Consider the following 13,585-nt stretch of genomic DNA (forward strand, 5'->3'; position numbering starts at 1 on the left):
GGCAAACAGCCAAGTAATTAGACCAAACAAACACTCTAACTCAAGATATAAAAGGGTGCAACAGCTAGCGCTGTCTATGTCTGTTATCATAACCGTATTTGTTTTATTTTAGATTTATTTATAAGTGCATTTTAAAACTGCATTTACTTATCAAAGCAGTTATTTATATAGGATAGGATAATTTATGACCCGTTTTGTTTGTTTTAATATCAATGGTATCCGAGCTCGTCAACATCAGCTGGAGGCGGTGCGAGATATTATTGATCCTGATGTCATGGGTCTGCAAGAAACCAAGGTGCATGATGAGCAGTTTCCCCTTGAAAATGTAGAAGGCTTGGGCTATCACGTCGAGTATTTTGGACAAAAAGCGCATTACGGTGTGGCATTATTATCGAAAGTTGCGCCTATTTTTGTGCAAAAAGGTTTCCCTGACGAAGATGAAGAGGCGCAAAAACGTTTTATTCATGCGCGTTATGAGTTTGATGGGCGTGAGATTGATGTGCTCAATGGCTATTTCCCACAGGGTGAGAGTCAAGATCATCCGACCAAATTTCCGATGAAACGCGCTTATTATGCTGATTTAATGGCCTATATTGATACGCTAAAAGCAGAAGGGCGCTCGCTAGTGATTATGGGGGATATGAATATTGCCCCAGAAGACATCGATATTGGAATCGGTGAAGTAAATGCTAAGCGTTGGTTGAAAAATAGAAAAACATCCTTCCTACCTGAGGAGCGTGAGTGGTATAGCAATCTTATGTCACGTGAGTTGACTGATACCTACCGTTTGCATTATCCAGAAAGCACTGAATTATACAGCTGGTTTGATTATCGCAGTCGCGGTTTTGATGATGATCCTAAGCGTGGATTGCGTATTGATCATATTTTATGTACGCCTGATCTTGTTGAATGTTGTGTTGATGCGGGTATCAGCTATGAGCTGCGCGCTATGGAAAAACCCTCTGACCATGCGCCTATTTGGACAGCATTTGATTTAAACAAAGTATGATGTTTTTACCATTACGATTAAAGCTTTACAATCAATAAAAATATACCAATATCAATAATTAAGGAGTGAATGATGGCAGTTGGCAATGTTGCAGTACCTGAGACGATTTATCCTATTGAAGGCATTAAATTAAGCGCTACCGCAGCAGGCGTACGTTATAAAGATCGTGATGATTTGGTAATTATTGAGATCGCAGCTGATGCGGCCACTGCAGTGGTAACGACCAAAAACGCATTTTGTGCAGCGCCTGTGCGCGTATTACGTGAACACTTTGCTGCAGCTTCTCCGCGCTATTTGGTGACCAATACTGGTAATGCTAATGCTGGAACCGGTGCTGATGGCAAACGCCGCGCCACAGATATCTGTGCGGCATTGGCTGCTAAAGCTGGCGTGGCTAGTGATGCAGTACTGCCATTTTCGACGGGTGTTATTGGTGAGCCATTAAATAGTGAAGCGATTATCGCTGGACTAGACAACGCATTAGCCAATCTAGCGCCTGATAATTGGCTTGCTGCTGCAAATGGTATCCGTACAACGGATACGATTCCAAAGCTCGCGAGTAAAAAAATCGATGTTGATGGTAGTAGTTATCATATTACGGGGATGTCAAAAGGCTCAGGCATGATACGTCCCAATATGGCAACCATGCTTGGCTATGTTGCAACCGATGCCAATATTGCTGCTGACTTATTACAAGAGATGTTAAATGCTATCAATGAGCAGTCTTTTAACCGTATTACGGTTGATGGTGATACCTCGACCAATGATTGTTGTGTATTGATAGCGACAGGTGCTGCGAGCTCAGATATCATTGATAGCCCTGAGCACCCACATTATCAGGCAGTGTTTGAGGCGTTAGCTGAAGTCTTTATACGTTTGGCACAACTGATCGTACGTGATGGTGAAGGCGCTACTAAATTTATGACAGTTAAAGTTACAGGTGGCAAAACCACGCAAGAATGCTGCGATGTGGCATATGCGGTTGCGCATTCACCCTTGGTCAAAACGGCATTTTTTGCCAGTGATGCCAACTGGGGTCGTATATTAGCAGCCGTCGGTTATGCTGGGATTGAAGACCTTGATACCGAACAAGTCGATGTCTACTTAGACGAAGTTATGATTTGTCAAAATGGTGGTGTCGCGCCAAACTATACGGAAGAGGCGGGCAATACGGTCATGAGTCGCCCTGAGATTACCATTCATATCGATCTTGTACGCGGTGATGCCCATGATACCGTTTACACCTGCGATTTATCTTACGACTATGTCAAAATAAATGCGGACTATCGTAGCTAAACAATCTTAATACTTACTTACAAAAAACGCTCAGAATCATCATGATTCTGAGCGTTTTTTATTTAGTGTTTTAAACTGATATCACTGAAAGTAGGGTGTATTTATCGGTAATATCAAAAATATTTATTTACTGTTGATTAACAGTCGTTGCAAAAGCTGACGTTAAGTTACAAAGCAGTTATAGAGGCGCAGTTACTTTGCGCCCTATACTGGTCGAGTTAATAATAAGTGATTAAGTGATATTGAAAAACCGGTTATTCTAAAATGAATAAATCGAGTCTAAACAAATAAAACTATGAATATATTGAGGATTTTATAATGAAAAAGTTAGCATTAGCAGCAGTGATGGCAACGTTTGTTTTATCAGGTTGTTCAACCATGGCAACTGACGATACGCGTACCATGGTCGTTGAAGGTGAACCAGCAGTGGTTAAAGTCATTAACATTCCAAGTTTTAAAATAGAGATAGCTCCGCTGAAAGCAGTTTGTGAGCTACAAGCTTCTAATGGTGCCATGATTGAGTCAGAGTGCTTGCAGTATCGCCAAACGTATCAGAAAAACTACACCCCTTTAAATGGTAATATTCAAGGCTTTACGTATGAGCCAAATTATCGTTATGTTTTAGACGTTCGCCAAGAAGCGATGATGGATGAAGTAACGAATGCGGTTAAGCCAGTTTGGATACTGAACCAAGTAGTGTCAAAAAAAGCGGAATAATTGCTCATCAAGTAGCTTTTGGAATAAATAGCACTATCGTTAATTCAATAGCAGTTAGCTTGAAAAAAGACCTCTAATGATTAGAGGTCTTTTTCATAATAGGATTTATATTTTCTATTGAATTATAAGCTGCCCAATCATTAGCATTGGCTGTATTTCACGCTGACGCCATGAGTGGCAGTCGGTATACGGTTGTCAGCATATACTGCCAATCCACCGCGAGAAGTTTCTTTGTATTTATCTAACATGTCAGCGCCAGTAACTTTCATAGTTTCAATGACTTTGTCTAAAGAGACAAAATGTTGACCATTACCACGGCAGGCAAGTCGTGCAGCATTGACTGCTTTGACTGCGCCCATCGCATTGCGCTCGATGCAAGGTACTTGGACTAAGCCACCAACAGGATCACAGGTCAGACCCAAGTTATGCTCGATACCAATCTCAGCAGCATTGAGACATTTAGCAGGGTCGCCACCTAAGATTTCTGCCAATGCAGATGCCGCCATCGCACAAGCTGAACCGACTTCACCTTGGCAGCCCACTTCAGCACCCGATATTGAAGCGTTTTGTTTGATTAAGCTGCCAATTGCTGTGGCATTTAACAAAAACTTGCGCGCGCCATCAAGGCTATAGTTTGATAAAAAATCGCGATAATAATGCATCACTGCAGGAATGATACCTGCGGCGCCGTTGGTAGGAGCAGTGACCACATTGCCGCCATTGGCATTTTCTTCATTGACTGCCAAAGCATATAAATCAATCCAATCCATCGCAACCAGTTTGTCATTTTGCGCAATCGGCTGGTCTTTTTCAGCACATAGTTGCACATATAGTGCTTGAGCGCGGCGTCTTACATCTAATCCACCCGGTAAAATACCGCTGTTTTGGCAGCCACGGGTCACACAATCTTGCATCGACTCCCAAATAGAATCTAAATACGCAAATACTTCTGCCTGCTCACGGTAATGGCATTCGTTTGCTAATACCAGCTCGCTCACGCTCAAGTGATGTTTACGGCATTGTTCTAATAGCTCTGCGGCGCTATTAAAAGGATAAGGAATCACATCGATAGTCGGCGTTGCATTATCTTCATCAGGATTGGTCGCATCTTCTTCATTGATAACAAATCCACCTCCTACGGAATAATAAGTCTGCTGATAAGGGCTGCCATTCGCCAAAGACACACGAATAGTCATAGCATTCGGATGATAAGGTAGAACCGTCTCATCATACCAGTGAATATCACGCTCTGTATCAAAAGCAATAACGTGCTCGCCTGCGATATTGAGTTGATTGTCTGAAAAGATCGGTGCCAGATATTCACTGGTCAAACGCGTATCGATGGTGCTAGGTGCATGACCAAGTAAGCCCAGTAATATGGCAGTATCTGTAGCATGTCCTTTACCAGTTGCCGCAAGCGAGCCATATAACTCAATCTCTAAAGACTGGATGTCGCTCAGATTGGTTTGCTTTAGGAGTGACTGTACAAACAAGTTAGCCGCTATCATAGGACCAACCGTATGAGAGCTTGATGGGCCAACGCCGATTTTGAATAAATCAAAGACACTAATCATAATAAGTTACCAAAAAATAAAAGGGATTCAGAAAAACCGCATAGCAAAGACTACTGCGCCCATATAAAACTATAATGGGCAACAATAGATAATAAGTATCGATCATCGATAAACTTAGTGCATTGTCTATGAAAATGTTTAAACGTGTTCGTTCGAGTGACGGGTGAATAATAGCTGTTGTTTATTATTAAATTCCGTTATGATGCTCGGCATCAACGCTTATGTAACATCCTGTAAGTTAGCTGTCGCTATAGAATACACGGTATGAGCAGCCAAAGCGTTGAATTTAGTAAAGCATATCTTAGTCAATACAGCTAGCAAAATGTGGTAATACTCTAAAATAATACCTATTATTATGATATTTCCAAACAGCTGATTGGAGATAGAAAAATAGTGTAGAAAAACATAGAAATAAAAAGTATGTTCTTGCGAGATATTAAGATTAAGCGAGAGAGACAGTGTGTTAAAAATATCAAAAATAGCTCTGTATCCATACAAGAATCCGTAGTTAGTAAGAGCTAGATTTCATTATTTTTCCATTAACTTTTTATTGTATAGATAGCTATCTCATATAATAGCCACTATCTATAACAGCACTTATAGTAAATACCGTTATTTGTTATCTCTTTATTTATTCGAGCTATTATTAGCCTGTATCGTTAGTGAGTTATTACCAGTCTGTTATTATTAGCTTAAGCCTATAGGACAATCGCGCATGATAACCCCTCCAGAAAACTCGTCTCAATCAACGCCGCATAGTCAGAAAGAACCATCAACGCCAAATGCACTAGAAGCAGCAGGTATTGATGTTGCAACTGGCTCGGCGACAATGAACTTACCGCACAATCCAGACTTTGATAATGGTCGCTGGTTTCCAACATGGCGTCCATATGGCGGTGATTTGGATCGTGATCCGGTTGGCATTAATGAGTATTTACCGCCCTCAAAAAGCATGCTACTGGGTATACAGCATACCTTTGCAATGTTTGGGGCGACAGTGCTTGCGCCATTATTAATGGGCTTTGACCCTAACTTAGCTATTTTGATGTCTGGGATTTGTACGGTGATGTTTTTTGTGATTACCGGTGGACGTATGCCAAGTTATTTGGGATCGAGTTTTGCTTTTATTGGTCCCGTGATTGCCGTGACGGCATATGCTGGCGTAGGATTTAATGCCAATCTGAATGTTGCATTGGGCGGCATTATGGCCTGCGGTATTATTTATGCATTGATAGGTCTGCTGGTCATGAAGACGGGTACAGGTTGGATTGAGCGCTTAATGCCACCGATTGTTACCGGTGCGATTGTAATGATTATTGGTCTTAATTTAGCGCCCGTAACCATTCAAGGGGTGTCTGCCAACCAATTTGATGCATGGATGGCCACGTTAACGGTATTGCTTATCAGTGGGGTAGCGGTATTTACCCGCGGCATGCTACGTCGTTTGCTGTTATTAGTTGGCTTAATATTGTCTTATATTGCTTATTTTGTGATGACCAATGTATTGGGCTATGGCGTGCCGATTGATTTTAGCAGTGTGTCGACGGCTTCATGGTTTGGGCTGCCAAGTATTCATGCGCCACGTTTTGAGATGAGCGCCATTATATTAATTGCCCCTGTCGCCTTTATTTTAGTTGCTGAAAATTTGGGACATTTCAAAGCGGTAGAAGGCATGACTAAAGCGCGAGTAACGCCTTATATGGGGCGTGCATTTTTTGCTGATGGCTTAGCGACGACTTTTTCGGCAGGTTTTGGTGGTACAGGTGTGACGACTTATGCAGAAAATATCGGCGTGATGGCGGTCACCAAAGTATATAGTACAACTATTTTTGTCGTAGCAGGTTTGGTTGCTATAATGCTGGGCTTGTCACCGAAATTTGGTGCGATTATTCAAACCATTCCGCCCGCATTATTGGGCGGTGCATCTATCGTAGTTTTTGGTTTGATTGCCATCGCTGGTGCGAAAATTTGGATAGACAACCATATCGACTTTAGTAAAAACAGCAATCTTATCATCGCAGCAGTCACTGTAATCATGGGAACCGGTAACTTTAGCTTGCATCTAGGCGGCTTTGATTTGGGTGGCATCGGTACGGCTACCTTAACAGCAATTGTGCTTAACGCTCTATTTAATCGCCAAAAAGACTAACTTTTTTACTATCTTAAGCTTCAAATAACTCACTATATTGATAAGCAAAAGCCACAATAATCATTGTGGCTTTTATCTATTATGACGCTTATTTATAATCGTTACTGTTCTGTACGAGCTTTACTTATAATCACGCTTATAAAACCGTGCAAAAAACCGATAACGGCGTAGGGCGCGTGGTTTAGGCTTTAGCGAACCCAAATAAATGGCAAACATCGTGAGTAACGCACCGCTCCATTGTAGGGTATTGATGGGCTTATCAAGCCAAGTATAATCAATTACCAATGCCGCAACCGGCTCGGTCAATAATAGTAATCCAGTTAATGCTAAAGACAGCTTGGGAATAGAGTAGGCGATAAGCCCCCATGCTAGGCACTGCATGACCGTACCATAAATCAATATCCAGCCAATATCAGACCAGCTATTAGGCAGTATATTACCCATATCAAAGACAAACATTGGCACAATCATTGCCAGTCCGCCCCCAATACTAATCAGCTGCATAAGCATGAATATCGGCGTCGGCTCAGTATCATGGGTCTTACGTATAAAGGTCATTGATGCTGCAAGCATAGCCCCTGACACGATACCAGTAATAAATCCCCAAGTAGCAGCCTTATTCTGGGCAAATTCTGGGCTACCGATCATTGCCACACCCAACATTGCCAAGACCAAGCTGACAAGCTGTAATATAGATTGGCGCTCGTTAAAGTATAGAAAGCCAATGGCTGCCAAAAAGAAAATCTGTAAGCTGTTTAGTAAGGTTGAAATGCCGGGACCCACCGCATAGATACTCTCGTGCCACAGTGCCAAATCCAAACCTAAAAATGCACCCGATAATAAGCCATAAAAAACAGCACGTTTTGAGCGCGGTAGCCGTTGCCCTGTCATTTTTGCTAATACCGCAAACACCACGCCTGAAATAGCCAAGCGCCAAAAAGCCATTGCCCAGCCACCGATGTCAACATGAGCGACGATTAAACTGCCCAAACCAAAGATCACACAGCCAATAAGCAAGCCAGTAGCAGCGGAGCGTGAAGAGGCAATAGCCATATATTATCCTTATATCATGACAACTTTTATTTCAATTATTGCGTACTAAAGACATCATCTTTACCACAAGCCGTATTGTCGATGTTTTGAGCTAAAATTGAAATGGTTTGATATTATTTATTTTTATTTTATAGTGGTATTTTATGACTTTAGAGAATATGAACTTTCTAAGGTTTCATCTAAAGTATAAAGACAAGCTACTGCCAATTAATATCCTTACAGGAATATCATTGGCGTTCTTACTGCGATTTGTTACCCTTATTTCTACTTTTATATTGTAATATCATCAGCTTAAAAAACTAATACCCTTAAAATATCTCATTTAAATTGCCTTAACCGCCATCATTACTTTAGCTTAGGTTTGCTTATGCTCCAACGTACCTTATCAAAACGATCACTGTTATTAACGACATCTGAAGATCCGTCATCCCTAATAAAGCGCTGTGCGCTGACAATTGGTATGTTAACAACCGCGTTATTTGTCATACCAAGCGCGCAAGCTGCCAGCTGTAAAATCCCTAAGAGTTATTATAAGAACGTCTCTTGTACGGCGAGTAGTGGTTATTTCTTAGCAGTGAAAGACTTTGGCGCACCGGTCGCCCTTATCGATAAGCAAGGTAAAAGCCTTGTTGATTTAACGCGCTATCAAAAAGTGGATGCAGATAAAATATCAGCAGGTCTATTGCCTGTCATGCGTAATAGTCATGTCGGTTATCTGAATATGCAAGGTCGTGAAGTAATTCCTGTGATGTACGATGTGCTAAATGACGGTCAAGGTTGGGCGCGTCCGGTATCTGAAGGGCGTATCGTGGTCAAGCAGGGCGGTCACTATGGCGTCATCGATACGGCAAATAGGACTATTGTTCCATTTTCAGCAGCGATTAGTGATATTGATGATTACCGAGGCGGTATGGCTCGTGTACGTAAAAACAAAGCGATAAGCTGGCTTGATAAAGAGGGCAATATTAAGAACGCCAATACTCAAAGCACTAATACTCAAAATGCCGGTGTCAAAAAAGATAATAGTAAAAGTAATGACGGTAAGAGTGCCAAAAACAGCCGTGTAAATGACCGACCCGCTGCCAGTAAATCAGAAGTTAAACCTAGTGCTCGCGCAAATAGCACACAGAAAAATTCAGCCTCCATACCAATTAATCGCTTTACCACGCTGCAGCCGCGTCAACAAGACGGTAGATGGGGATTTGTTGATGACAATAATGTCACTATGATTACGTATTCTTTCGACGAAGTACGTCCATTCTCGGAAGGGCTAGCGGGCGTGCGCATTGATGCAGAGTGGGGCTTTATCAATCTTGGCGGCGAGCTTGTGATTCCTTTTAACTTTAAGGATTTTGACGATTCCAATAATAAGAGCCTCAGTCTTGATAGCCTCTATAAGGACAAACCTTCTTTTGTGTTTGTAGCGGATAAGGCTTGGATTGGCAGCTTAGAGAACGGCACTAAGATGTGTATTGACAAAGAAGGCGCGGCTGTCGCCTGTGATTAAATCCTAATAGCATATTTTATTTTGACAAAAAAAAGAGCCTATAGCAATTCATGATTGCTATAGGCTCTTTTTTTTAGCCGGAAAAATTCACAAGCTAACTCATTAAAACTATTTTTCTAATAAGTGATTGCTAATTAAATCAACCATATACGGCTGATAGTACTCAGGAATGTCATGCGCCATGCCTTCAATCAAATGAAATTTGGCATTAGGGATGGTTTTGGCTACTACGCGACCTTGTGAGGCAGGAATTAAGCCATCAGCGCTGCCATGTAATACGATAGTAGGTGCTTTGACTTGTTTGCTAAATCGACTGATAGAACCTGATGCCAAGATAGCATTGAGCTGCTGCACCGTACCGAGCGGATGAAAGTTACGCTGATACCGTATCTTGGCAATATCACGTACCATGCGCACATTTACATGCCCTGGCGTGCCAACAGTCTTCATAAACCAAACGCTATGGCGCACGATATCACGCTCAGAGTGACTCTCAGGGCGATTAATCAGCGTATATAACTGTCTAGGCTTTGGTGGTTTTAAAAAGGCACGGTTGGTGGTGGTAAACATCAATGCCATCCGCTGTACTAGGCTTGGATAACGTGCCGCTACGATTTGGGCAATCATGCCACCCATAGAAGCACCCAGCAAATGTGTTTTGCCAAGCTGCAAAGCCTTGATTAAACGCGCCGTATCTTCTGCCATGTCGGTTAAATTGTAGGCAACCTGTGCACCTTTATTAGACAGTCCCGTTTGCAGGCGCATCATCATTTTAAGCTGACTAATACGCGGTAGACCATCGATTTGTACTTTAGAAGACAAACCGATATCACGATTGTCAAAACGAATCACAAAAAAACCAGCATCAATAAGGCGCTTAATAAAATGATTTGGCCAAAATATCATTTGCGAGCCAAGTCCCATAATCATAAGCAGTGGCGGATGATTAGGATTACCACCAGCTTCAACACACAGCTCAATACCGTCGCCGATATCTATCATGGCTTGATAAAGATGCTCACTGAGGTCTGATGCGTCCCACAGGTGCTCACCAAATTTTTGCCATTCAGGCGTCGGGTAACTCGAGCTACTATCCGATGAATCAGGCAACTTAGCAGCATTATCAATGTTATTTTTTTCTGTCATGAACGGTCCTATCTAAAAGGTCATTGGCTTAAAGTTCTAGCATCTCAAAATCAAGCTTGCCAACGCCGCATTCTGGGCATGTCCAATCATCAGGGATATCATCCCATTTGGTGCCCGGTGCGATACCTTCTTCAGGGCAGCCCAGTGCTTCATCATATATCCAGCCGCAGACAATACATTCATAACGTTTCATAAAGAGTCCTATCGATTATTACCAGTGTTACTATACGTTTTTAAGGTGACATTGATGGCACATCAAGAATGATTACCGTCAATATCTAGACTGTAAAAACGCAGCTAGTTTAGCATATAACCGTTGTTTTCATAGTTAAGTTTACACTTGTATATTGAGATTGATAAACGTTTATCAAGTCACTATGCCTGATTTTATTGACTTAATAAGTGGTGTTTTCCCCATTGCCGCGCAATATTAAAGGCAATTATGCTATAATAACCGCCGTTAATTTTCCGATGCATAGATTATTTGCTATTGTTACATCATTATCTAAGTTATAGACGTTAAGGGTTATTATGAGCGCAAACACCGCTGTTACAGCAGTTGATACCGCAATCGAGTCATCGAATACGCTCAATACCGATCATCCATTTTGGAACATCATTCGCACAGTACCAGACTTCCCTAAAGTCGGCATTGATTTTTATGATATTACACCGTTACTACGCAGTCACATTAATGAAGTCATTGATGCACTGCTGTCTGTCCTACCTGAAGGCATAATGGATGAGGTAGATTGTTTGGGTGCTGTTGAAGCCCGTGGATTCGTGTTTGCAAGTTTGCTGGCAGGACGTCTGGGTAAAGGTATGATTTTGCTACGTAAACCCGGCAAGTTACCACCGCCTGTTGCCAATAAAGCCTACGCGTTAGAGTACGGTAAAGATACCCTTGAGATGCAGAACAATCTGCCACCAGAGCGTGTGCTATTGGTTGATGATATCTTGGCAACGGGCGGCACACTGACCACTGCTTATGAGCTATGTCAATCAGCCGATCATACGGTCGTTGGTGCATTAGTCTTATTAGATTTGGTGGATTTACATGGCGATTTTCCAGTGCCTGTTTATACGGTATTGAAGGCGTAAATGAGTGGCGGTTTTACTTATAGTGGGTAAAAATAAAAAGTAATATCGATACATTATGTACTGCTGGTATTAATTTTTCTTGCTTGCTGTGCCTACGCAGACAGAGGCTGCAAAAAATTTATACCAGCAGTACTGTAGCGTTTTTAGGGTACCTTAATTATAAGTAAAATGCGATAAAAGCCAGTTTTCTATGGCTTTGAGATGATATGACTAAAGCAATCTAAAAAAGCGCGCTGAACGTATTCAGCGCGCTTTTTTAGATTGCTTTTGCCTATTTTATTTGTGCTATTTGGCTTGCTCGTAATTTTTACAAGCTTGCTCGACTAGTATACGACTGACAGTTTTTGGGGCAGTAATTTTGAAATCTTTGGTAGTCAGGAGAGGTTTTTCTGATTGCCAAGACTTTATTACTTTGTCGTCAGTGGTATAATAAACGTATGCCCGTCTGTAATAGCTGGCGTCCTTACAAGAGATAAGCCATTGCTGGTCGCTATGATGAATGCCGCTTTCTTTACTATCACTCGTTGTACTTTTTAATGCAGGGTAGGTTCTACGAATGGAGACGATAATATTTTCGACCCGCTTTTCATCAAGAATATTGATGTCAGAGCGTTCGATAGAATCCAAATCTAAGCTAAAAATGGAACCGGTCTGACTTTCTGTTACTTTCGACCAGTTTACTGCATGAGCACCAATCGCAAGCGTACTGCTTGCTAATATCACTGCTAGCCGTTTCATAATTAAGCCTTGCTTGTAGTCATTTTAGGTCGCTCATAATAGCCAACTTACTATGAGCAGGCAAATTTCTTTTATTACCTGCTGCGTATACCTATGTAATATTTCCACTGTTTTATAGTGCTTTAGTACGTAACTCTCAAGCCAGATAGACTTGGTTATACGCCCATATTAATCATATATACAGCTTAGCTGCGCATACTCGCTAGCATGTGGGCAAGCTCATCACGCGCACCGATAAAGCCGTCAATGCCTTTTGGTAAAAGATCTTGAGTAATGGTATCTTGTTGATAGGCGCTACTGAATTCTTCAGCGCTTAAGCTCACTCGTGTCATATCTGTCATGTCCATCGACATGCTTTCTGATAATTGACGTGTAACCTCGATATCCATTGCTGCTAGCTCATCAATGAGGTCAGGTGCAATGGTCAATAAATCACAGCCTGCCAGCGCTAATATTTGCTCAGTTGAGCGGAAACTTGCGCCCATTACCTGCGTTTTATAGCCATGCTGCTTGTAGTATTGATAAATGAGCTTAACCGATTGTACGCCCATGTCATCAGAGACAGGTATGTTTTGACGGTTTTGCTGGCGTTTTTGCCAATCCAAAATACGTCCAACAAAAGGGGATATCAAGGTCACACCAGCATCGGCACAAGCGATAGCTTGATGTTGCCCAAAGAGCAAGGTGAGATTGCAGTGTATACCTTGAGTTTCAAGGTAGCGTGCCGCCTCAATACCTTGCCAAGTCGCTGCCATCTTAATCAATACACGCTCTGAGTCGATACCTGCTTTTTGATAGGCTTCCATGAATGCCAATGCCTTATCAATGGTCGCTTGTGTGTCATAGGACAAGCGGGCATCTACCTCAGTTGAGACACGTCCTTCAATTAAAGATAAAATATTACAGCCGATCTGAATGGTTAGCTCATCAATTACCGCATCGATATCATCTCGATGGCGACTCATGGTTTCTGATAATACCGCTTCATTATCAGGATGGATCAGTGCTTTGGTAATTAGACTTGGATTGGTGGTCGCATCGATAGGTTTTAGACGCTCAATGGCGGCAAGATCGCCTGTATCAGCGACAATGGTGGTCATAGTGCGAAGCTGTTGTAATGCGCTCATCAGATATCCTTGGTATTATTCATTAATGGTGTTATTTTCTTATGGATGGTTGTGGTCTATTATGGATAAAATTCCATGTCCGTTTAAACTGTAACATAGATTTGGGCACATGTTACCTGATAGTTTTAGCAGGCTAAGCCCGTATATCGCTTAACTATGCTAAGATTT

The 13,585-nt window shown here is 41.9% G+C and carries 12 protein-coding genes; 6 read left to right on the plus strand and 6 right to left on the minus strand.

Annotation, left to right across the window (positions count from 1 at the left end):
- The first annotated feature begins 184 nt into the window (after nt 1–184).
- The 3 genes from xthA to VLA57_RS09930 all read left to right on the plus strand — a co-directional run bounded on the left by xthA (nt 185) and on the right by VLA57_RS09930 (nt 3,022).
- Complete coding sequence (xthA, locus tag VLA57_RS09920; RefSeq protein ID WP_133104253.1) at nt 185–1,009, plus strand: exodeoxyribonuclease III; 825 nt, start codon at nt 185–187, stop codon at nt 1,007–1,009.
- A 72-nt stretch (nt 1,010–1,081) separates the two neighbouring features.
- Nucleotides 1,082–2,305: a bifunctional glutamate N-acetyltransferase/amino-acid acetyltransferase ArgJ gene (gene argJ / locus VLA57_RS09925; protein ID WP_133104254.1), complete on the plus strand. Its 1,224-nt coding sequence runs from the start codon at nt 1,082–1,084 to the stop codon at nt 2,303–2,305.
- A gap of 318 nt (nt 2,306–2,623) precedes the next feature.
- Entirely contained in the window at nt 2,624–3,022 is a 399-nt protein-coding gene (locus VLA57_RS09930; protein ID WP_020443396.1) for a DUF4377 domain-containing protein, read from the plus strand.
- 140 nt (nt 3,023–3,162) lie between these two features.
- Here VLA57_RS09930 and VLA57_RS09935 read toward each other — a convergent pair whose 3' ends face one another.
- Nucleotides 3,163–4,596: an L-serine ammonia-lyase gene (locus VLA57_RS09935; protein WP_133104255.1), complete on the minus strand. Its 1,434-nt coding sequence runs from the start codon at nt 4,594–4,596 to the stop codon at nt 3,163–3,165.
- Between the two features lie 715 nt (nt 4,597–5,311).
- Here VLA57_RS09935 and VLA57_RS09940 point away from each other — a divergent pair.
- A complete protein-coding gene (locus VLA57_RS09940; RefSeq protein ID WP_133104256.1) occupies nt 5,312–6,745 on the plus strand; it encodes a solute carrier family 23 protein in 1,434 nt (477 codons plus the stop codon).
- 120 nt (nt 6,746–6,865) lie between these two features.
- Here VLA57_RS09940 and VLA57_RS09945 read toward each other — a convergent pair whose 3' ends face one another.
- A complete protein-coding gene (locus VLA57_RS09945; RefSeq protein ID WP_011513531.1) occupies nt 6,866–7,798 on the minus strand; it encodes a DMT family transporter in 933 nt (310 codons plus the stop codon).
- A gap of 367 nt (nt 7,799–8,165) precedes the next feature.
- Between VLA57_RS09945 and VLA57_RS09950 the strand changes: the two genes are divergently transcribed.
- Nucleotides 8,166–9,305, plus strand: coding sequence for a WG repeat-containing protein (locus VLA57_RS09950; protein WP_133104257.1), 1,140 nt, complete (start codon nt 8,166–8,168; stop codon nt 9,303–9,305).
- Between the two features lie 108 nt (nt 9,306–9,413).
- Here VLA57_RS09950 and VLA57_RS09955 read toward each other — a convergent pair whose 3' ends face one another.
- Together VLA57_RS09955 and VLA57_RS09960 are read right to left on the minus strand one after the other, a co-directional pair.
- The gene (locus VLA57_RS09955) at nt 9,414–10,451 is read right to left on the minus strand and encodes an alpha/beta fold hydrolase (protein ID WP_011513533.1); all 1,038 of its coding nucleotides are present in this window, start codon (nt 10,449–10,451) and stop codon (nt 9,414–9,416) included.
- A 28-nt stretch (nt 10,452–10,479) separates the two neighbouring features.
- A complete protein-coding gene (locus VLA57_RS09960; RefSeq protein WP_011280463.1) occupies nt 10,480–10,644 on the minus strand; it encodes a rubredoxin in 165 nt (54 codons plus the stop codon).
- Nucleotides 10,645–10,982: 338 nt separating this feature from the next.
- Between VLA57_RS09960 and VLA57_RS09965 the strand changes: the two genes are divergently transcribed.
- Nucleotides 10,983–11,552 carry an adenine phosphoribosyltransferase gene (locus VLA57_RS09965; protein WP_020443401.1) on the plus strand — a complete coding sequence of 190 codons (570 nt, stop codon included), beginning with the start codon at nt 10,983–10,985 and terminating at the stop codon, nt 11,550–11,552.
- A 285-nt stretch (nt 11,553–11,837) separates the two neighbouring features.
- Here VLA57_RS09965 and VLA57_RS09970 read toward each other — a convergent pair whose 3' ends face one another.
- Nucleotides 11,838–12,290: a hypothetical protein gene (locus VLA57_RS09970; protein ID WP_133104258.1), complete on the minus strand. Its 453-nt coding sequence runs from the start codon at nt 12,288–12,290 to the stop codon at nt 11,838–11,840.
- A gap of 185 nt (nt 12,291–12,475) precedes the next feature.
- Entirely contained in the window at nt 12,476–13,417 is a 942-nt protein-coding gene (locus VLA57_RS09975) for a transaldolase (RefSeq protein ID WP_133104259.1), read from the minus strand.
- Nucleotides 13,418–13,585 lie beyond the last annotated feature (168 nt).

The sequence above is a fragment of the Psychrobacter sp. S4(2024) genome, from assembly GCF_036861305.1.
GTDB lineage: Bacteria > Pseudomonadota > Gammaproteobacteria > Pseudomonadales > Moraxellaceae > Psychrobacter > Psychrobacter cryohalolentis.